This window comes from Niveispirillum sp. GW835-FHT14G11 (genome assembly GCF_058793615.1).
The window spans coordinates 1-19,702 of record NZ_JBXAFZ010000027.1 but is presented as its reverse complement, the minus strand read 5'-3'; the positions used below and the strand labels follow the sequence as shown (position 1 = coordinate 19,702).

21 protein-coding genes and 2 pseudogenes are annotated in these 19,702 nt (G+C 64.1%); 10 read left to right on the top strand and 13 right to left on the bottom strand.

Features of this window, described 5'->3' with window-relative positions; all coding sequences use genetic code 11:
* Nucleotides 1-6 precede the first annotated feature (6 nt).
* Genes AC1Q7F_RS30345 through merT form a run of 7 tightly spaced genes read right to left on the bottom strand, consistent with a single transcriptional unit; the run spans nucleotide 7 to nucleotide 4,425 of the window.
* Nucleotides 7-999: a DUF3330 domain-containing protein gene (locus tag AC1Q7F_RS30345; protein WP_031944020.1), complete on the bottom strand. Its 993-nt coding sequence runs from the start codon at nucleotides 997-999 to the stop codon at nucleotides 7-9.
* Nucleotides 996-1,232, bottom strand: coding sequence for a broad-spectrum mercury transporter MerE (merE, locus tag AC1Q7F_RS30340; protein WP_031944019.1), 237 nt, complete (start codon nucleotides 1,230-1,232; stop codon nucleotides 996-998). Before merE ends, AC1Q7F_RS30345 begins: the two co-directional genes overlap by 4 nt.
* Complete coding sequence (gene merD / locus AC1Q7F_RS30335) at nucleotides 1,229-1,594, bottom strand: mercury resistance co-regulator MerD (protein WP_004636761.1); 366 nt, start codon at nucleotides 1,592-1,594, stop codon at nucleotides 1,229-1,231. Before merD ends, merE begins: the two co-directional genes overlap by 4 nt.
* Before the next feature lie 17 nt (nucleotides 1,595-1,611).
* Nucleotides 1,612-3,297 (bottom strand): mercury(II) reductase, encoded by a 1,686-nt coding sequence (gene merA, locus AC1Q7F_RS30330; protein ID WP_031944018.1) that lies wholly within the window; start codon nucleotides 3,295-3,297, stop codon nucleotides 1,612-1,614.
* A gap of 39 nt (nucleotides 3,298-3,336) precedes the next feature.
* Nucleotides 3,337-3,759: an organomercurial transporter MerC gene (merC, locus tag AC1Q7F_RS30325; RefSeq protein ID WP_004099006.1), complete on the bottom strand. Its 423-nt coding sequence runs from the start codon at nucleotides 3,757-3,759 to the stop codon at nucleotides 3,337-3,339.
* A gap of 27 nt (nucleotides 3,760-3,786) precedes the next feature.
* A complete protein-coding gene (gene merP / locus AC1Q7F_RS30320; protein ID WP_004099005.1) occupies nucleotides 3,787-4,062 on the bottom strand; it encodes a mercury resistance system periplasmic binding protein MerP in 276 nt (91 codons plus the stop codon).
* 12 nt (nucleotides 4,063-4,074) lie between these two features.
* Nucleotides 4,075-4,425 (bottom strand): mercuric ion transporter MerT, encoded by a 351-nt coding sequence (merT, locus tag AC1Q7F_RS30315; RefSeq protein ID WP_031944016.1) that lies wholly within the window; start codon nucleotides 4,423-4,425, stop codon nucleotides 4,075-4,077.
* A gap of 71 nt (nucleotides 4,426-4,496) precedes the next feature.
* Between merT and merR the strand changes: the two genes are divergently transcribed.
* Nucleotides 4,497-4,931, top strand: coding sequence for a mercury resistance transcriptional regulator MerR (merR, locus tag AC1Q7F_RS30310; protein ID WP_492512288.1), 435 nt, complete (start codon nucleotides 4,497-4,499; stop codon nucleotides 4,929-4,931).
* Between the two features lie 77 nt (nucleotides 4,932-5,008).
* Here the strand turns inward: merR and AC1Q7F_RS30305 are convergent, their stop codons facing one another.
* A complete protein-coding gene (locus tag AC1Q7F_RS30305) occupies nucleotides 5,009-5,158 on the bottom strand; it encodes a recombinase family protein (protein WP_492512287.1) in 150 nt (49 codons plus the stop codon).
* A 95-nt stretch (nucleotides 5,159-5,253) separates the two neighbouring features.
* Between AC1Q7F_RS30305 and AC1Q7F_RS30300 the strand changes: the two genes are divergently transcribed.
* The 3 genes from AC1Q7F_RS30300 to AC1Q7F_RS30290 all read left to right on the top strand — a co-directional run bounded on the left by AC1Q7F_RS30300 (nucleotide 5,254) and on the right by AC1Q7F_RS30290 (nucleotide 10,014).
* Nucleotides 5,254-8,229, top strand: coding sequence for a Tn3 family transposase (locus AC1Q7F_RS30300; RefSeq protein ID WP_492512286.1), 2,976 nt, complete (start codon nucleotides 5,254-5,256; stop codon nucleotides 8,227-8,229).
* 217 nt (nucleotides 8,230-8,446) lie between these two features.
* Nucleotides 8,447-8,704 (top strand): hypothetical protein, encoded by a 258-nt coding sequence (locus AC1Q7F_RS30295; protein ID WP_492512285.1) that lies wholly within the window; start codon nucleotides 8,447-8,449, stop codon nucleotides 8,702-8,704.
* Between the two features lie 383 nt (nucleotides 8,705-9,087).
* Nucleotides 9,088-10,014 carry an IS30 family transposase gene (locus AC1Q7F_RS30290; protein ID WP_492512284.1) on the top strand — a complete coding sequence of 309 codons (927 nt, stop codon included), beginning with the start codon at nucleotides 9,088-9,090 and terminating at the stop codon, nucleotides 10,012-10,014.
* On the opposite strand, the pseudogene AC1Q7F_RS30285 reads toward AC1Q7F_RS30290, so the two are convergent.
* A pseudogene (locus AC1Q7F_RS30285) lies at nucleotides 9,936-10,700 on the bottom strand (Tn3 family transposase); the annotation flags it as partial. The gene AC1Q7F_RS30290 and the pseudogene AC1Q7F_RS30285 overlap by 79 nt on opposite strands.
* A 321-nt stretch (nucleotides 10,701-11,021) precedes the next feature.
* Between AC1Q7F_RS30285 and AC1Q7F_RS30280 the strand changes: the two are divergent.
* The 4 genes and pseudogenes from AC1Q7F_RS30280 to AC1Q7F_RS30265 all read left to right on the top strand — a co-directional run.
* Nucleotides 11,022-11,306, top strand: a pseudogene (locus tag AC1Q7F_RS30280) (transposase); the annotation flags it as partial.
* Nucleotides 11,307-11,424: 118 nt separating this feature from the next.
* A complete protein-coding gene (locus tag AC1Q7F_RS30275; RefSeq protein WP_492512283.1) occupies nucleotides 11,425-12,627 on the top strand; it encodes an MFS transporter in 1,203 nt (400 codons plus the stop codon).
* 597 nt (nucleotides 12,628-13,224) lie between these two features.
* Nucleotides 13,225-13,371, top strand: a complete 147-nt coding sequence (locus AC1Q7F_RS30270) for a hypothetical protein (protein ID WP_492512282.1) — start codon at nucleotides 13,225-13,227, stop codon at nucleotides 13,369-13,371.
* Between the two features lie 153 nt (nucleotides 13,372-13,524).
* On the top strand, nucleotides 13,525-13,851 hold the full coding sequence (locus AC1Q7F_RS30265) for an ArsR/SmtB family transcription factor (protein ID WP_492512281.1): 327 nt from the start codon (nucleotides 13,525-13,527) through the stop codon (nucleotides 13,849-13,851).
* Here AC1Q7F_RS30265 and AC1Q7F_RS30260 read toward each other — a convergent pair.
* Together AC1Q7F_RS30260 and AC1Q7F_RS30255 are read right to left on the bottom strand one after the other, a co-directional pair.
* Nucleotides 13,811-14,053 carry a hypothetical protein gene (locus AC1Q7F_RS30260; protein ID WP_492512280.1) on the bottom strand — a complete coding sequence of 81 codons (243 nt, stop codon included), beginning with the start codon at nucleotides 14,051-14,053 and terminating at the stop codon, nucleotides 13,811-13,813. The genes AC1Q7F_RS30265 and AC1Q7F_RS30260 overlap by 41 nt on opposite strands.
* A gap of 284 nt (nucleotides 14,054-14,337) precedes the next feature.
* Nucleotides 14,338-14,562 carry a hypothetical protein gene (locus AC1Q7F_RS30255; RefSeq protein ID WP_492512279.1) on the bottom strand — a complete coding sequence of 75 codons (225 nt, stop codon included), beginning with the start codon at nucleotides 14,560-14,562 and terminating at the stop codon, nucleotides 14,338-14,340.
* A 58-nt stretch (nucleotides 14,563-14,620) separates the two neighbouring features.
* Between AC1Q7F_RS30255 and AC1Q7F_RS30250 the strand changes: the two genes are divergently transcribed.
* Complete coding sequence (locus AC1Q7F_RS30250; RefSeq protein WP_492512323.1) at nucleotides 14,621-15,706, top strand: transposase; 1,086 nt, start codon at nucleotides 14,621-14,623, stop codon at nucleotides 15,704-15,706.
* A 190-nt stretch (nucleotides 15,707-15,896) separates the two neighbouring features.
* Here the strand turns inward: AC1Q7F_RS30250 and AC1Q7F_RS30245 are convergent, their stop codons facing one another.
* Nucleotides 15,897-16,175: a hypothetical protein gene (locus tag AC1Q7F_RS30245; protein WP_492512278.1), complete on the bottom strand. Its 279-nt coding sequence runs from the start codon at nucleotides 16,173-16,175 to the stop codon at nucleotides 15,897-15,899.
* Entirely contained in the window at nucleotides 16,175-17,296 is a 1,122-nt protein-coding gene (locus AC1Q7F_RS30240; RefSeq protein ID WP_492512277.1) for an NAD(P)-binding protein, read from the bottom strand. Before AC1Q7F_RS30240 ends, AC1Q7F_RS30245 begins: the two co-directional genes overlap by 1 nt.
* Before the next feature lie 205 nt (nucleotides 17,297-17,501).
* Between AC1Q7F_RS30240 and AC1Q7F_RS30235 the strand changes: the two genes are divergently transcribed.
* Nucleotides 17,502-18,074 (top strand): recombinase family protein, encoded by a 573-nt coding sequence (locus AC1Q7F_RS30235; protein WP_492512276.1) that lies wholly within the window; start codon nucleotides 17,502-17,504, stop codon nucleotides 18,072-18,074.
* The last annotated feature ends 1,628 nt before the right edge of the window (nucleotides 18,075-19,702 follow it).

Below are 19,702 nucleotides of genomic sequence, written 5' to 3'. Positions count from 1 at the left end.
AAGTAGTCAGCCTCCGCCTGACGGCGGCGAATCGCAAGCGCTCGGCTTGGCGCTGGTTTCGGTCGCAGTAATGGCGCGTGCCTGGAAGCGCTGGTAGCACTCCAGCCCGCAGAAGTGCTCGACGTACTCCGCGCCTTCCGGGGTGAAGGCGGCATCGAGCGGGATTTCCTTGCAACACACGCAGCAAGCGGTGCTCGGTTCGTTGACGTTCATGGTGGTGTTTCTCCATTGGTTGACGAAGCTGGCGAAGGTCGCCGCCGGCATCGGCTTGGCGAACAGAAAGCCCTGCACCGTGTCGCAGCCGGCCTGCCGCAACCACGCCAGGCTGTCGGGTGTTTCCACGCCTTCGGCCACTACCTCCATGCCCAGCCCATGCGCGAGCTGGATCACCGCCCGCACGATGCATTGGTCGCGGGTATCGTCCGGCAGCCTGGCAACGAACGATTGGTCGATCTTCAGCGTGGTGATCGGGCAGCACTTCAGATGTTGCAGGCAGGAATAGCCCGTGCCGAAGTCGTCGGCCGCGAAATGCACGCCGAGGGCACGCAAGGCTTCGAAGGTGGCGAACAGGGCCGGATTGCCGAAGGCGACCGATTCAGTCAACTCGATCTCCAGACATTCGGCGGGTAAGTCCGCATCGGTCAGCACCCGCTGAATCTCGGCATCGAACATCGGCCCGACCTGACTCGCGGACACATTGACGGCGAGCCGGAACGGCTGCCACGCCAATGCTTGCCACTTGCGCATCTGTCGGCAGGCTTCGCACAGCACCCACGTGCCAATTGCCGGCATCAGGCCGGACGACTCGGCCAGCGGTATGAACTGACCTGGTGGCAGCAGTCCCAAGCTCGGATGCCGCCAGCGCAGCAGCGCTTCCGCGCCGACGATCCGGTTATTACGCAGATCGACCAGCGGCTGGTAATACAGCTCAAGCTGCCGGCTCGCCGCCGCCTGCGCCAACTCAGTCGCCGTCCATCCGGCGGGGTGCGAAGTCATCATGATCCGCCCCGGAAGGCGCGCAGTAGCCGCGTCACGGACAGAATGAATAAGCCGGTCAGCGTGAGGGCTGCAATACCCCAATGTTCCCCGATGAATGCGCCGGCTGTCGTTCCGGCCAGCACAACGGCGAGAATCGGCAAATGGCAGGGACAGGTGAGCACGGCCAGCGCGCCCCACAGGTAGCCGGTGAACGGCTTGCGTGTCTTGGTCGGCAGGCGTTCCGGGCCGTTCATGGCAGACTCTCCGCGTGCTGTGCCGGCTCGGTCGGCAGGGTGGCCAACTGCGCTTCCAGATCGGCCAACGCTTCGCGCCGGCGTTCGACGAACTGGCGCAGCACGGCAAGCTGCGTGGCCGCTTCGCCACCGTCCGCTGCATCCAGCGCCCGGAACAGCCGCGCCAGCGCATCGAGGCCGATGCCCGCTTCGAAGGCGGACCGCACAAAGCACAGCCGCTGCAAGGCCGCCTCGTCGAACAGGCCGTAGCCGCCTGGCGTGCACGCCACCGGCCGCAACAAGCCGCGCAGCAGGTAGTCGCGCACGATATGCACGCTCACCCCGGCATCAAGGGCCAGCCGGGACACCGTGTAGGCGTTCATCGAACACCTCCTTTTCCTCACCCGGCGCAGCAGGAAAGCTGCTTCACGTCCTTGTTGAAGGTCTGCGCCGCGAGTTTCAGCCCCTCGACCATCGTCAGGTAGGGGAACAACTGGTCGGCCAGCTCCTGCACCGTCATCCGGTTGCGAATCGCCAGCGCGGCGGTCTGGATCAGTTCGCCCGCTTCCGGCGCGACCGCCTGCACGCCGATCAGGCGTCCGCTACCTTCTTCAACGACCAGCTTGATGAAGCCGCGTGTGTCAAAGTTGGCAAGCGCCCTCGGCACGTTGTCCAGCGTCAGCGTGCGACTGTCGGTTTCGATGCCGTCATGGTGTGCTTCCGCCTCGCTGTAGCCCACGGTCGCTACCTGCGGATCGGTAAACACCACGGCCGGCATCGCGGTCAGGTTCAGGGCCGTGTCACCGCCGGTCATGTTGATGGCGGCACGGGTGCCGGCCGCCGCCGCCACATAGACGAACTGCGGCTGGTCGGTGCAGTCGCCGGCGGCGTAGATGTGTTCCACGCTGGTGCGCATGCCGGGGTCGATGACGATCGCGCCTTGCGGGTTGAGCGTGACGCCCGCCGCTTCCAGATTCAGGCTGCGCGTGTTCGGCGCTCGGCCGGTAGCGACCAGCAGCTTGTCGGCGCGTATTTCGCCGTGCCCCGTGGTCAGCACGAATTCCCCGCCTTCATGCGCGACCTGGCTGGCCTGCGTGTGATCCAGTACCTCGATGCCCTCCATGCGAAACGCGGCCGTGACGGCTTCGCCGATGGCCGGGTCTTCGCGGAAGAACAGCGTGCTGCGTGCCAGGATCGTCACCTTGCTGCCGAGTCGGGCAAAGGCTTGCGCCAGTTCCAGCGCCACCACTGACGAGCCGATCACGGCCAGGCGTTCGGGAATCGTGTCGCTGACCAGGGCCTCGGTCGAAGTCCAGTAGGGTGACTCTTTCAAGCCCGGGATCGGCGGCACGGCCGGACTGGCACCCGTGGCAACCAGGCAACGGTCGAAGGCCACAGCGCGCTCGTTACCATCGTTCAAACGAACGACAAGGCTCTGGCCGTCCTTGAAACGCGCTTCGCCGTGCAGAACGGTGATGGCCGGATTCCCGTCCAGGATGCCCTCATACTTAGCATGACGCAGTTCGTCGACGCGCGCCTGCTGCTGGACCAGCAACCGCTCACGCAAGATCGTCGGCGGCGTGGGCGGCATGCCGCCATCGAACGGGCTTTCGCGACGCAAGTGGGCGACGTGGGCGGCGCGGATCATGATCTTGGACGGCACGCAGCCGACATTCACGCAGGTGCCGCCGATGGTGCCGCGCTCGATCAGCGTGACGTGCGCGCCTTGTTCGACGGCCTTCAGCGCTGCCGCCATCGCGGCGCCGCCGCTGCCGATCACGGCGATATGGAGCTTGCCAGCATCCCCGCCAGCCTTGTCATCACTGCCCAGCCATTCGCGCACCTTGCCGAGCAATCCGCCGCCCGCCGGAGCCACGGGCGCATCGGCGAGCGTAGCCCGATAGCCGAGTCCGGCCACGGCAGCGGTCAGCGTATCCGGCGATGTGTCGGCCTCGATGGCGAGCCTGGCGCTGCCCTTGGCATAGGAAACCTCCGCTGATTGCACGCCAGGCACTTTCTCCAGAGCTTCCTTGACGTGAACCGCGCAGGAGTCGCAGGTCATGCCGGTAATTTTGAGGGTGGTCATTCATCGTTCCTTTTCTGTGTTGGCTGCCGACTTCCGCCGTCAGCCTTGTTTCGTGGGGAGTTCGCAACCGTCCGGGCCGCAACGGCGATGTGCCGGCGAAACCAAGTCCCAGATCGACACGCCGACCATCAGCGCCAGGCCGGTGTATACGAGGTGTGCTGCCCACCAGTTGCCAAGCAGCCAGACAGTTCCAGCGAACACGATGGCTGGCCCGATCATGCCGAGCAGACTGCGGTGCCATTGGCGATGACTGAGCCAGCCCAATGCGTTCGCCAGCAAAGCCACGACAGCGAACAGCGGCAGCAGCTTGGAGATGAACAATCCTTCGTATTCCTGTAGAAAACCGAGGCCGAAGGCCGCGCCCAAGCTGGCGATGGCCGGGAAGCACACGGCGCAGCCCATCGCGGAAACAACGCTGCCAAGCGCGCCAGCCTTGTCGGCAATGCGTGTGATCAGTCCCATGATCGCCCCAGGTTCGGGTTCAGTGGTTCACTGCTTGATGCTGGAGGGATAGCCCGCATCGGTGGTGGCCTTGGTCAGCTTCTGCACGCTGGTCTTGGCATCATCGAAAGTGACAACCGCTTCGCGGGTCTCGAAGGTCACGTCAACCTTGCTGACGCCTTCGACCTTGGAAATCGCCTTCTTGACGGTGATCGGGCAGGCGGAGCAGGTCATGCCCGGTACAGACAGCGTGACGGTCTGAGTGGCGGCCCACACCGGGGCAACAATGGCGGCGAGCGCGAGGGAGGCAAACAGTTTTTTCATGGTGAACTCCGATCAGTAGAAAAATGGCATGACGTAGGGAAATCCGAGGGCGACCAGGACCAGCACGGCCACGACCCAGAAAATGAGCTTGTAAGTAGCTCGCACTTGGGGAATCGCGCAGACCTCACCCGGTTTGCAGGCTTGCGTAGGGCGGTAGATGCGCCGCCAGGCGAAGAACAACGCGACCAACGCTGCACCGATGAAAATCGGGCGATACGGCTCCAGCACGGTCAGGTTGCCGATCCATGCCCCGCTGAATCCCAAGGCGACCAAGACCAGCGGCCCGAGGCAGCAGGCCGAGGCGAGGATGGCGGCCAGCCCGCCAGTGAAGAGCGCGCCGCGCCCGGTTTGTGGTTCAAACATGCGCTTGTCCTTTCGAATTTGAATTGGATAGCGTAACCTTACTTCCGTACTCATGTACGGAGTCAAGCGGTATGGAAAATAATTTGGAGAACCTGACCATTGGCGTTTTTGCCAAGGCAGCCGGCGTCAACGTGGAGACCATCCGGTTCTATCAGCGCAAGGGCTTGTTGCCCGAGCCGGACAAGCCCTATGGCAGCATTCGCCGCTATGGCGCGGCGGACGTGACACGGGTGCGATTCGTGAAATCGGCCCAGCGGTTGGGCTTCAGCCTGGATGAAATCGCCGAGTTGCTGCGGCTCGACGATGGCACCCACTGCGAGGAGGCCAGCAGCCTGGCCGAGCACACGCTCCAAGACGTGCGTGAGAAGATGGCCGATTTGGCGCGCATGGAGGCTGTGCTGTCTGACCTGGTGTGCGCCTGCCATTCGCGGCAGGGGAATGTTTCGTGTCCGCTGATTGCGTCGTTGCAAGGTGGAACGAGCTTGGCAGGGGCTTCCACAGCTTAGCGTGCTTTATTTTCCGTTTTCTGAGACGACCACAGATCAGAAAAGACTGTGCAGCCGACTCTTGATATTCCGTGCAGTCACCTTCTGAAAATGACACCGGCTTCCTTGTAGTTGCCGACGACTTCGTAACCCGCCCGCATGGCCAGGGTGAGCAGGTCCCGCTCCTGTCGCTCGCAGGACTGATCCGCCGTGGACACGCGGCAGTAGATGGCCACACGCTGTCCCAATTGAACCCTCCCGGCGGCATCGCCCTGGCGGCGGCAGAACGTCTGGGCATTGTCGCGTATCAGACAGACATTACTCCAACTGGGACAACACCGCCATGCCGCGCCGCAGCGTGCTCACCGATGCCCAGGCCAAGGCGCTGTTCGCGCTGCCCACGGCAGAGGCTGACCTGATCCGCCATTACACGCTGAGCCCCGCCGACATCGCCGTCGTCGCGCGCCGGCGTCGACCGCATAACCAGCTGGGCTTCGCCGTCCAGCTCTGTGCCCTGCGCTATCCGGGCCGTCTGTTGCCACCGGGGGAACTCGTTCCTCCAAAGGTGCTGTCATTCGTCGCTGACCAGTTGGATCTGCCGCCCGACGCGTTGGCAGAATATGCCACCAGGTCACAGACACGCTACGACCAACTCGAAGCCCTTTACGCCATCTATGGCTACACCACCTTGTCGCAGCCGATCCGACGGGAGATCGCCAAATGGCTGCTGCCGGTCGCGCTGGCCACCACAAGCGGCCTGGTTCTGGCGGGCCTGCTAATGGAGGAATTGCGGCGGCGGACCGTCGCAGCTCCGGCGACCACTACCATTGAACGCCTCGTGGCTGCGGCTCTGTTGCAAGCCGAGCGCCATGTCGAAAGGCAGATCGATAGCGCCCTGACGATGGAACAGCGCGGGGGAATTGACGGGTTGCTGGCGGAACGCCCTGATACCGGAGTGAGCCTGCTGGCCTGGGCCCGTCAGCCGCCCGGCGCCACGGGACATCGAGCCATGGCCCGACTGGATGAGCAATTGACGGCCTTGCGTGCACTCGGCATCGATCCGGCAATCCGAGAAAGCATCCATGCCGACCGTGTCCACCTCCTGATCCGGGAAGGCACCCGGCTCTCGGCCCAGCATCTGTCTGCTCTGGCGCCATTGCGCCGCCAGTCCATCCTGACGGTGACAGTGCTGGAGACCATCACCCGGCTCACCGACGATATCATCGGTATGTTCGACCGTCTCATCGGCGGCCTGTTCCGGCGGGCGGAACGCCGTGCGGCGGAAACGATCCAGTCCAACAGCCGGGCCATGAGTGAGAAGGTGCGGTTGCTGGCCAGAGTGGGCGAGGCGTTGATCGACGCGCGCGGTAAGGGGACCGATGCCTTCGCCGCCATTGACGCTGTCATCCCGTGGGAGAAATTCAAGGCCGCTGTGGCGGAGGCCGGCGAACTGACCCGCGATGACGCTACGGATTATGCTGCACTCGCCGCCACAAACCACGCCCTGCTGCGTCGCGTGGGACCGATGTTCCTGGACAGTTTCAGCTTCCAGGGCATCGCCGGCGTCAGTGCCCTGCTGAACGCATTGGCTCTGATGCGGACCTTCTATGCCAGCGCGCGGCGGACATTGCCCAAGGGTCTGCCGACCGGCTTTATTAGGCGTACTTGGCGATCCGCAGTGCTGCGCGGCGATGGGATCAACGCGCCCGCCTATGAACTCTGCCTTTTCGTGGAACTGCGCGACCGGCTGCGCGCCGGCGACATCTGGGTGGAAGGCAGCCGGCAATACCGGGCCGTGGAAGATCAGCTCGTGCCCAAGACCTTGTTCTCGACCATGAAGCTGGCCGGGCCGCTGCCGGTCGCGGTGCAGGATAAAGCCATCGGGTATCTGCACGAGAGGCGGGAGTTGCTGGAGGAGCGGCTGCGCCAGGTGGATGGGCAGGCCGCCAAGCAATTGCTGCCGGATGTCAGGATCAACGGTGCCGCCTTGAAGATCTCACCCTTGCAAGCCGTGACCCCGGAGGCGGCCGAGCACCTGGCAGACCGTGTCCAGGCCGTGATGCCACGGGTACGCATCACCGAGTTGCTGGCCGAGGTGAACCGCTGGACAGGCATGATGGATTGTTTCACCCACCTGCGGTCGCATCTGCCAGGGGACGACCCGCGCGTCACCCTGACGGCGGTGCTGGCCGATGCCACCAACCTGGGCCTGACGCGCATGGCTGAGGCCTGCAATGTCGCCAGCTACCGGCAATTGGCCTGGGCCGCCGGCTGGCATCTCAGCGAGGAGAATTACGGCAGGGCCCTGGCCCGCATCATTACCGCCCAGCATGCACAGCCTTTGTCCGTCTGGTTCGGCGATGCGTCGGTATCCAGTTCGGACGGCCAGCATTTCCCGCTGGGCGGCCAGGGCGAAGTGGCCGGTGCCGTCAACCCGCACAAGGGATCGGGACCGGCCATCTCCTTCTACACCTGCATTTCCGGTCGCTATGCGCCCTTCCACACCAAGGTGATATCCGTGTCGGAGGGGGAGGCTGCTCATGTCATCGACGGGCTGCTCTATCATGGCGGCGATATCAACATTGCCGTCCATCACACCGATGGCGGTGGCGTTTCGGACCATGTATTCGGCCTCTGTCACCTGTTGGGCTTCCGCTTCGCGCCGCGCATCCCTAACATTGCCAACCGCCGGCTGCACACATTCGGACCAGCTTCGACCTGGCCGGCGCTGGAACCCTTCATTGCGGCCCGGATCGACGAAGCCATGATCACAACCCACTGGGACGACCTGCTTCGGCTGGCCACATCGGTGCGGATGGGCACGGTGCCGGCGTCTCTGATGCTGCGCCGCCTGGGCTCCTATCCCCGCCAGAACGGGCTGGCCCTGGCGCTGCGTGAAGTCGGCCGGATCGAACGCACGCTGTTCACCCTCGACTGGCTGGACGATCCGATGTTGCGCCGGCAGGCGACGGCCGAACTGAACAAAGGAGAATCCCGCAACGCCCTGGCCCGCGCCGTGTGCTTCCACCGCTTGGGTCGCCTGCGGGACCGGACCCTGGAAAGTCGTCAGCACCGCGCCAGCGGCCTGAACCTGGTCGTGGCTTCCATCATCCTGTGGAACACGGTCTATATGGACCGCGCCATCCGGTTGCTGCGTGGACAAGGGGAGGACATTCCCGACACCCTGCTGCCCTATCTGGCGCCCCTGGGCTGGCAGCACATCAACCTCACCGGCGACTACCTCTGGGCCGAACCGGCGCAGCTCGACCAAGACGGCTACAGAATGCTCCGGACGCCATCCGAACGCCTAACGACCTGATGTTCCCAATTTGTCCGCTTAGCGTGGTTTGTCGCCCCTTCTATGTCGTGACCCCATCACGGTACGATCTGTACCTGTATGATGACGGTTGCCCCCAATCGATGGCTTGGGCCAGTTTGCCGACGAAGACGAATGACCCGTCCACCAATCGCAATTCTGAACGCGGGCACCGAACAACTTTTAGCGACAATTCTCTCTGTAACCGGAGTAGCGCAACATGCAGAACAAAATCGATTTTCACAGTGAAGTGCAGGAATTGTGGACAAAAGCCAATACGATCAAAGTGGATGGTATTGTTGTCATCTATAGGATATCTAAATTTGGAAGATACTATATAGACGGTAATGTACTGGCCGGACGTCTTCCGAGCTTCACAATGCCGGAACGCTCATATGAAACGCCCGACCAGGCGGAGGATGATTTGAGAAGGGAAGTACGAGAGCGTCTTTCTAAACTTTCAAGAGTGGTTCGGTGAATGCCATTGCCAGCTTGACGAGATCACGACGTCAACACTGGGATGGGCCCTTAGCCAGTCTACAAGCCCAGCCTGGCGGCTGGGTCCGGGTCGGGTCGAGATGTTGTACGGCGACGACCGGTCCCGGCGCGCTTGCGTCGCTGAGGCGCCGCGCGCCGGTTCTCGGTCGCGCATATCAAGCATCGTGGACACTACGGATATCTATGTCCACGACGTACCCGGATGTGCCAGAATCCTAACGTCGTTTACGTCCCTTACACAGCCAAAACCGCTCCGGGTATTTCCATAATAGTTGTTATTGATCAAATATTTGTAGGCGGGGTGGGTTCTATTTTGAAGTGCGACATTCCTTTAATATCAGATGGTTATCGATGGAGGTGGCCATGGGGGAATGTTATTCGCACCTGAGTTTGGCGGAACGGCGGGTGATTGACGAGATGCTGCAGGCATCGATGCCGATCTGCAAGATTGCGGCGCGGCTTGGCCGACATCGCGGGACGATCCATCGTGAGATCAACCGGAATTTCTATCACACGAGTTTCCGGGACCGGTTCGGGAACGACTACCGGGGCTATTACTGCATGACGGCGAACGCGCGGGCCAAGCGGCGGCGGCGGCGTGGCCGGGTAAAGCTGCTTCGGCATCCGGCTCTTCTGGCGCATGTGCTGGCAAAACTGCATTCGGGCTGGTCGCCACAGCAGGTTTCCGGCCGTCTGAAGGTTGATCCGCAGCCGATGGGACGGATATCGCACGAGAGCATCTATCGCTTCGTCTACAGCGCGGAGGGGCGGGAGGCGAAGCTCTATGCCTTGCTGGCTGTCGCCCGACGGCATCGCCGCCGCCGGGCCGGCCGCAAGCCGCGCAGTCCGGTGATCCCGGCAGAGCGGTGGATTGATGCCCGCCCGGCCGAGATCGGTGAACGAAGCCAGTTCGGCCATTGGGAGGCGGATCTGGTGATCTTTGCCCGCAAGCATGGCAAGAGCAACGTCACCTCGCTGCAGGAGCGGCAAACCCGCTATCTGCTGCTGCTGGGCAATGAAGATCGGCGTTCCGCGGGTGTCATGTCCCGGATCACCGACGCGCTGGCCCCCCTGCCCGCTTCCGCCCGGCGCAGCATCACTTTCGACCGGGGCACCGAGTTTGTCGGCGCCTGGCGGTCATTGCCCATGCCAAGCTGGGGTCCGGACACGAAAGTGATCATATTGTCCGGTTCGCGCGAACGGAATAGGAACTACGCGACCAGCATGGATGTCGGGCGCCGCAGTGGGCGGAGGCCTTCCTTGGGCAGTGGGTCGGCACCCCAGACATAGTCGCCGGTGAGCCCGATATGCTCCCATCCCAGGGGTGCCACATGTCGGATGTGATCTTGCGGGACATCCATGCCGGAAGCGGCGAGATGGTCGAGCGCGGCCTGGAGATAGCGTGTGTTCCACAGGATGACCGCGGCGACCAACAGATTCAGCCCGGAGGCGCGGTAGGTCTGGTTCTCGAAGCTGCGGTCGCGCATCTCACCCAGCCTGTTGAAGAACACGGCCCTGGCCAGGGCATTGCGGGCCTCCCCCTTGTTGAGGCCGGCATTGGTGCGGCGGCGCAGAGCGGGATCGCGTAGCCAGTCCAGCGTAAAACTCGTGCGTTCGATGCGGCCGAGTTCGCGTAGCGCCAGGGAGAGGCCATTCTGTCTTGGGTAGGCGGCCAGTCGACGCAGCATGGCTGACGCGGTGACGGTGCCGGATCGGATGGAGGCGGCCAGGCGCAGCAGTTCCTGCCAATGGACGGCCAGATGCTCCAGATCAATCTCGCCGCCAATCAGCGGCTTCAGAAGGGTCGGTGGTGCGTCGCCAGGGAAAAGGTAGAGGCGGCGATCCTTCAGGTCGCGGATACGCGGCGCGAAGCGAAATCCCAATAGGTGGCAGAGCCCGAAGACATGGTCGGTGACCCCGCCCGTGTCGGTGTAATGCTCCTCGATGGCAAGACCAGTCTGGTGATAGAGCAGGCCAAGCTCTTCACGGTTCAGGGTATAATGCCGGATCAGACTGCGGTCATCATGAGGGATACCGAGCATGCTCTGCCACTGCAGAGGCGTCAGCAGCCTGCGGCGGGCCATGTGTACATCCAGGGGAGGAACTGGTCGGGTTGAATATTCGGCTCGCTGAGATCAAAGGTGGGGCCTGATGGCGGTATCGAGGGCATAGGAGGGGCCAAAAACCCACACTTAGAGCCTGATCCGAGATTAAGTTGCGTGGTATCAGCGGGCTAGCTTAACAGCGCGCCCTATCGGAGATTCAGGAGTTTCGCCAAAAACAACCGTGCATCCCCGATGTGGACTGATACCACCCGCGCCCTTCATGCCCGCAACGGCCTGGTTTTGCCAAGCGATTTGACCGATGCGGATTGGTTCATTCTGGAACCGCCGCTGCCTGCTGCGTCCTGTGTTGGCCGCCCGCGCAAATGGCCGTTGCGCCGGATCGTGGAGGCGATCCCTTATCTGCTTCAAGGCAGCTTGCCTTGGCGGATGCTGCCGCCTCGTTTCCCACCGGCCTCGACGGTGCGGCGCTGGTTCTACCTGTGGCGCGATTACGGCCTGTGGCTCTCGCTCAACCATGGGCGCTACTCGTTCTCGGTACCGGAAGCCGTCGCGCGCGGCGAGTTGAGGCCGCTCGGCAGGGCGAACGGTGACTGAGCAACTGTGCAAAAACTGAACCTCGAAGGGAACAACAAGCGTGCACACAGAAAGAAGCAGCAGCCCGCTGAAACAGATTCCGGCTGGCATATGGGTGCTCGGCTTCGTCAGCATGCTGATGGACATCTCGTCGGAGATGATCCACAGCCTGCTGCCGATGTTCATGGTCACGACCTTGGGGGCAAGCGCTTTCATGGTCGGTCTGGTCGAAGGTCTGGCCGAATCCACGGCGCTCATCGTCAAAGTTTTCTCCGGTGCGCTGAGCGACTACCTGGGCAAGCGCAAAGGGCTGGCGGTGTTCGGCTACGCGCTGGGCGCGCTGACCAAGCCTTTGTTTGCCCTGGCACCGACCGCCGGCATCGTGCTCACCGCCCGCCTGCTGGATCGGATTGGCAAGGGTGTGCGAGGCGCACCGCGCGACGCCCTGGTCGCCGACCTGACGCCGCCGCACATCCGGGGTGCGGCCTTTGGCCTGCGCCAGTCGCTCGACACAGTGGGAGCTTTTCTCGGCCCGCTGCTGGCGGTCGGCCTGATGCTGCTGTGGGCCAACGATTTCCGCGCCGTGTTCTGGGTGGCTGTGATTCCTGGACTGGCCGCCGTCGCGCTGCTGGCCTTCGGCCTGCGCGAGCCGACCCACCTTCAGGCCGACAAGCGCACGAACCCCATCCGGCGTGACAACCTGCGCCGCCTCGGCACCCCATATTGGTGGGTGGTCGGCATCGGTGCGGTGTTCACGCTTGCCCGCTTCAGCGAAGCCTTCCTCGTCCTGCGCGCGCAGCAGGGCGGCGTGCCGATTGCCCTGGTGCCGCTGGTGATGGTAGCGATGAACCTGATCTACGCGCTGTCGGCCTATCCCTTCGGTAAGTTGTCCGACCGCATGAGTCATCCCAAGCTGCTCACGCTCGGGCTCGCCGTGCTGATTGCCGCCGATCTGGTGCTCGCGACCAATGACCATTGGGGCGTCGTCCTGGTCGGGGTCGTCCTGTGGGGCGTGCACATGGGGATCACGCAGGGGTTGCTGGCGACGATGGTGGCCGATACCGCGCCGGCCGACCTTCGCGGCACTGCCTACGGCTTCTTCAACCTGGTCAGCGGCATCGCCATGCTGCTCGCCAGCGTCGTGGCGGGTCTGCTGTGGGATCGGTTCGGGGCATCGGTTACGTTCTATGCCGGTGCGGCTTTCTGCGTCATCGCGCTGATTGGCTTGGCGTGGCATCCCGCGTCGCGGCGGGCACGCGCCTGAACGAAACGACGGGCTGCTTACCCCGGTGGCCACTTAAGTCGGTTCGCTGTTCCATTGCTCCCCGAACCCCTAGTTCAGCGCCTGAGGAGCCTGGAGTTCGGCATCCTGCCACGCGTGAACTGCACGATTGCTCCAGGTGCGGTCATTCACTATGTTTCCGGCATGCTGATCCAACGTCGAACATACTGGTCGCTACGCGGCCTTCATGACTGCAGCGTCCGCCCCAGACGGGTGGTGGCGCTCTTGATGTTGTTCCTGCTTGGGCTTTCCGTGTGGGGCGCACCAGTCGCCTCTGCTCAGTTTGCGTTGGAAGACGGCATGACTTCCCGGTCGATGGAGATGTCCCATCAGGATCGCTGCAACGATGATTGCTGCGATCCGATGCCGATGCGTTGCCCTGCTCCTTGCGCGTTGCTGTGCCTGATGCTGCCGACACGCTCGGCTCATAGTCTTGTGGCGGAGCCACTCCTTAAGGAATGGGATGGGGTGGTCGCAGACCTTCGGACCGGCCGGGAGATTGAAGTCGAGGATCCTCCTCCCCGCGGGTGAGACGGCCTGATCACTTTCGACTTCAATGCTTGAAACTGGAGAATGAAGATGAAGCGTTTTGTCCTTTTCGGAGTGGCTACCTTGTTGGCAGCCACGGCAACCGCCTATGCGGCGCCGGATGCCGTCATGCAGGCGGTGGAAACCTGTTGCGATCTGGTTTTGGCCTGCTGCAGCGCGGGTGGGGATTGCTGCTAAGCGGACCTTAATGGTCTGAGTGGCCGGGGCGTCCACCTGTGAAGGTGGGCGCCTCTTTTTTTGGGCGCCCCCATATCCTTCGACATTTCTGGAAATCGGAAAGCGTCAGACCCATATTGGGGAACGATATCGACCTGCCGAAAGCGCCCCGACATGGATCTGGACACCGCCGCCCGCTGCTTCGCCGAACTGGGGCACCCGTCGCGCCTGGCCGTTTACCAGCGGCTGGTGCAGGCCGGGGATGCGGGCATGCCGGTGGGGGCCATCGCGGAGGAGTTGGGGATCGTGCTGTCCACCCTGTCCCACCATATCAAGCTGCTGGTGCAGGCGGGATTGGTGGAGCAGGTGCGCGAGGGGCGGTCGCTGATCTGCCGGCCCCTCTATCCGCAGATGGAGGCGCTGCTGGCCTTCCTGAAGGAACAATGTTGCATGCGGCCGGTCACGGCGGCGGGCTGTTGTGCGGAACCCGCAGCCGCGTGACGGCGGCCAGCACCGGAACGCAGATGGCGATGCCCAGCCACAGGACGGGAATGTAGGAGCCCGATATCTCCCACAACAGCGCCACTAGCATCGTGGCCAGCGCCTTGCAGACCGAACCGGGCAGGCTCATCAGCCCGTTGACGGCGCCACAGGCGCGTGCGGTCAGCATCACCGGCACCGCCGCCGCCCGGATGATGGTCATCCCGCCCGATGACGGCCAGATGCAGGGGCAGGCACAGCAGCAGATTGAAACCCGCCAGCACCTCCAGCGTACCGCGCCAGCCCAGCCGGTCCAGCAGAAGCTGGGTCACCGGCACGAAAACCGTGCTGGCGAAGCCGCCCCTGAGGGTCAGGGCCGTGATGCCGCGCCGCCGCGCCATAGCGGTGGGAGACGACGGCGAACCCCGGCTCATACAGGGTCATGGCCTGAGCCAGCCCGATCAGCGCGAACAGCGGTGGCAGCGTCCAGGCCGCTCCGGCATTGGCTCAGCCGGCCAGGGCCACCGCCGCCAGCACCGACCCGGCCGCCATCACCCGCCGCCCGCCGCCCCGGTCGATGGCGCGCCCCACCGGATAGGCGGCAAGACCTGCGACGCCCAGGGCCAGCGAGGCCAGCCCGAAAGTCTCCGTTCGGCCCCAGTCAAACTCCGTTGCCATCGGGGTGGCCAGCAGGGGGAAGGCATAGATCAGGCTGCCCCAGGAGATGGACACCTCCGGAAACTGCCAATTTCTGCTATGATGAGGCATGCAGCCTGTAGCGGGGTTGGTCATGTCGGGCCAGGGCGGTTTCTGGGATTTTGAGGATCGTCTGCGTGAGTTGTCGGCGGAAGGTGATCCGCTGGAGCGGCTGTCGGCGACGGTTGATTTTGAGCAGTTCCGGCCGGTTCTGGCCAAGGCGCTGCGGCGCTGCGACCCGCGCAAGGGCGGTCGCCCGCCCTTTGATGCGGTGCTGAAATTCAAGATGCTGGTGTTGCAGGCGCTGCACGGCTTGTCGCTGCAACAGACCTCGTATCTGGTGCGTGACCGGCTGAGCTGGATGCGGTTCTGTGGCTTGGGTCCGGGGGATGGGGTGCCCGATGCCAACACGTTGTGGGATTTCCGCGAGGCGTTGATCGCGGCGCGAGCGCTGGACGCGCTGTTCACGCGGCTGGATCAAGCGATTATTGCGGCGGGTTACCTGCCGATGTCGGGTCAGATCGTGGATGCCACGCTGGTGGCGGCGCCGCGTCAGCGCAACAAGGAGGACGAGAAGGCGGCGATCAAGCAGGGCCGGTCGGCTAAAGAGATCTGGCCCGATCAGCCGGCCAAGGCGGCGCAGAAGGATGTGGATGCGCGCTGGACGGTGAAGTTCACCAAGGCTAAGCCGGCGGCCGAGGGGGCACCGCAGCCGCCCGACATTGCCATCCCCTTCTTCGGCTACAAGGCACATATCGCCATCGACCGGCGGCATGGGGTGATCCGGCGCCGGCTGGTCAGCGATGCCGCCGCCCATGACGGTGCACGCCTGCGCGAGGGACTGATCGACCCGGACAACACGGCGTCTGGCGTCTGGGCCGACACAGCCTATCGTTCGCAGGCCAACGAGGCGTTCCTGCGCGAGGCCGGCAAGGTCAGCCATATCCATGTCAAAAAGCCCAAGGGCAAGCCGATGTCCAACCGCGCCGCCCGCGCCAATGCCCGTAAAGCTGCCATCCGTGCCAAGGTCGAGCATCCGTTCGCCATGCTGAAAGGATCGATGCGGCTCTTCATCCGCACCATCGGCATCAAACGCGCCGAAGCCGCCATCACGCTCGCCGCCATGGCCTACAACATGAAACGATGGGTCTGGCTCAACGGGAGAACTGCGTCCGCATGATGCCAATTTCGCCCGAAAGGGCGCCTTTGGCAGGCCGTGATGCGGCGGAAAACCGCCAAGCCGGCGCCGTGCTGCACAAATCCCGCTCCGGAAACGGCATCACAAAGGGTTCCCGGAGGTGTCCAGATGATCTGGGCCACACCCAGCCCGGCGATGACGCCGGCGGGGCTAGAGAGGGCCCCGCCCCGCATCATGCGGCCCCACAGCATGCCCGTGCCGGAACCGGCGCCGGCGGCGGGCAGCCGCAGCCGACAGCCCCCACCGCCTGGGCCTTGGCATCCTTGTCGCAACAGGCATCAGCGTCGGTCGGTGCGGGACCGCCGCAACAATCCGTCGCCGCCGTGCCGCTGGCCAGATTGACACTGCACACGCCGGTTTCGGGCAGTTCCAGCCGCATCTCCGCGGCGGCGGCGTAGTCGCCGGCCAGGAAGGCCGCCACCGACCGCACCTGTTCATAGCCCGTGGCCATCAGGAAGTGAGCGCGCGGCCATAGCTCTTGATGCCGACCGTATATAAGCTCGGCTCCGGATGCGCCAGCTCCCGGGCCCCATGGGGCCGGACGGTGCCGCAGCTATGCAGGTTGGGGTCGATCAGCGGACCGAGCGTCGCTGTGCTTTCCAGCCACGGGTCCAGGCCCAGCCGCAGTTCGCGCAGCATATCCAGGTCGGGGCGCTGGCCCGTGGCGACGACCACCTGATCCACGTCCGCCACCCTGCGCCCGTCGCGCCCGGTGACGGTCAGGCCGCCCAGTCCCTGCTGGAATGGCGCCGTCTTGAAGCCGGTGAAAAGCTCCATCCGGCCACTGTCGGCCAGAGCGCGCAGGGCACTGCCCAGAGCGCCGCGGGCGGCCAGCGCGTCGGCATCGCCGCCGCCGAAGGTGCGGCGCAGATCGGCACTGCGTACGGCCCAGCTGATGCGGGTGCCCGGCGCCTGTTCGGCTAGGCGGGCCAGATCCAGCAGGGCATTCGCCGCAGAATGGCCGCCACCGATGACCAGCACATGCTGGCCGGCATAGCGGTCCCGGTCCCGACCCGCCATGTCGGGGATGCGATAGGCGATCCGGTCGGCCACCGCCGCCTCCCCGATGGCGGGCAGCCCCTCGGCCCCGGCCGGGTTCGGCTGCGACCTGGTGCCCGACGCATCCAGCACGGCCGCCGCCAGCATGTCCACCTCGCCCGACGGCGTGGCCGCGCGCAGCAGGAAGGGGGCCTGTTCCCGCCCCGCGCTCCTGACCTTGTCGAAACCGGCCCGGCTGATCGCCGTCACGCGGTGGCCCAGGCGCAAGCGGCCGGCGATGGCGGGCAACCGGGACAGGGGGTGCAGATACTGCTCCACCAGTTCCGCCCCTGTCGGCAGCACATCGTCCGGCGGGGATGTCCACCCCGCCGCCGCCAGCATCGCGCGGGCGGCCTTGTCGATATTATATTGCCAGGGGGAGAAGACCCGGACATGTGCCCAGTCGCGGACATGGGCGGCGACATCATCGGAGGCTTCCAGGATCAGCGGGTCAAGCCCGCGGTCAAGGAGATGGGCGGCAGCGGCCAGCCCAACGGGACCGGCGCCGATGACGGCAATGGGAAGAGCGCTCATGATGGGCTCCATTCATTTCGATAATTGTGAAAATATCCCGCACCGCCGGATTGTCAGCGATATTTCCAATATTATAGAAATATTAACCTTGTCCCACAAACGGCCCTTTGACGGTCACTGTCCAACTTGTCCGCCTATCTGCCTTTACAATGACTTTCCGGACACATAGATTAACGGACAAGTTTACGGACAAAGGCGGACAGTGATGGTCGAAATCGGGTATGCGCGCGTCTCCACCAGCGAACAGGACCTCGCGCTCCAGTTCGACGCACTGGCCAAAGCCGGCTGCACCCACGTCTACGAGGACAAGGCCTCCGGTGCCAGGACTGACCGGCCCGGCCTGACAACTGCCTTGGCCTTCCTGCGGGAGGGCGACGTTCTCGTTGTCTGGAAGCTGGACAGGCTCGGCCGTTCTCTCCCGCATCTGATCGAAACCGTCACAACACTGGAAGAACGGGGCATCGGCTTCCGGTCTCTGACGGAAGCCATCGACACCACCACGCCAGGTGGACGCCTGATCTTCCATATTTTCGGGGCGTTGGGACAGTTCGAACGAGATCTGATCCGGGAACGGACCCGCGCAGGCCTGGATGCTGCCATCGCCCGTGGGCGACGTGGTGGCCGCAAGCCCGTGGTCACGGACGACAAGTTGCGGCGAGCAAAGACCCTTATCGCCCAGGGCCTGACGGTCAGGGAAGCGGCGGCCAGGCTCAAGGTCGGGAAAACCGCCCTCTATGCAGCCATGGAAAAGGTTTCCGACACCGAAATGGCTGGCTGAAAGTCACTGTTCGCCCTACGTTCGCGCGAACCGGACAATATGATCACTTTCGTGTCCGGACCCCAAGCTGGTTCTGCGATCCGCACAGTCCCTGGCAGAAGGGCGGCATTGAGAATGCCAACGGACGGGTGCGACGCCGTTTGCCGCTCGACAGTCCGGTCGAGGATCGATCCTCGACCGGACTGTCGGCCATCGCCACCAGGATGAACGACACACCCCGCAAGTGCCTGGGATGGCAAACGCCAGCAGAGGCTTTCAGCAATAAGCTGGCGACCATCACGGGAACCGGGTAAAGGGAAATTCAACCTCGTCGCACTTCAACGTGAATCTGCCTAGCGTTTCGAGATGGCCTTTCAGCGCATGCCCAACTTCTGCGCCAGCCCCGGACTGGTGAACCTGATACTCGTTGGACCAAAGTTGCTCGGGTCCAGCGGCGCGTTGGAAATAGGCATTTGTCCGCCATCGCTGCCAACGCTACGTCGCGTCGCGCGTGATGCGACAGCAAAAAAAGCGACTATCATCGCCAACAGAACGACCAGACCGATGATTGGTTCCCACGCGCCCATGTGCCTACCTCTCGTCAGTCAGCCATTGTAACAATCGCGCGATAGCGCGAAAACAACCAGCATATATCAATCAGATAACATATCATGTGACCTTCACCGTGGTCAATCAGATGTACCGCCCCGTGGTCGAACTCGTGGTCGCAGGCTCCCGTCTGTGGAAGCCTCTGGCACTGCTATGGGGGGCTGCGCGGGGTGCGCTTGGCCGGGAATGCTCCGGGCATTATCTGGCAAGGGCACACCACTTTGGTCACCTGTTTGATCGACATCCAGGTGTCGGACGCCATCTCGTTCATCTTGTAGACCCGAGGCGGCTACTGGCCGGGTCGGGTAAGAGGTTGCTTGGCCCGATGCAGGACCAGCGTCGCGGTGGGGAGGGCCCGTCAGCAACTCGCCCTGGGGCAACGTAACCCCGACGGGGACTGCGGTGGGCGCATCGGTCGTGGTGTTGGCCACGCCGGCGCCGTCGGGGGCAGCGGCTGGGACCAGTTGGCCCTGAGGCGGTGCGACCGGACCGGGCACCGGCGTGGTGCCAACCGGATCCATCGCGGTGTTGGCACCAGCGGCCGGCATGGTGTGGCTTCGGGTTCCGCCGGCACTGTCAGGAGCAGCAACCGGCACGGGTTGACCCTGAGGCGGTGCGACCGGACCGGGCACCGGCGTGGTGCCAACCGGATCCATCGCGGTGTTGGCGCCGGTGGCCAGCATGGTGTGGCTTCGGGTTCCGCTGGCACTGTCAGGAGCAGCAACCGGCACGGGTTGACCCTGAGGCGGTGCGGCTGGGCCGGGCACCGGCGTCGCGCCAACCGGATCCAGCGCGGTGTTGGCACCAGCGGCCGGCATGGCCTGGGGCTGCGCTGTGCCGGCATTGGCAGGAGCAGCATCCGGCACGGGCTGACCCTGAGGCGGTGCGACCGGACCGGGCACCGGCGTCGTGCCAACCGGATCCAGCGCGGTGTTGGCACCAGCGGCCGGCACGGCGTGGCTACGGGTTCCGCCGGCACTGTCAGGAGCAGCAACCGGCACGGGTTGACCCTGAGGCGGTGCGGCTGGACCGGGCACCGG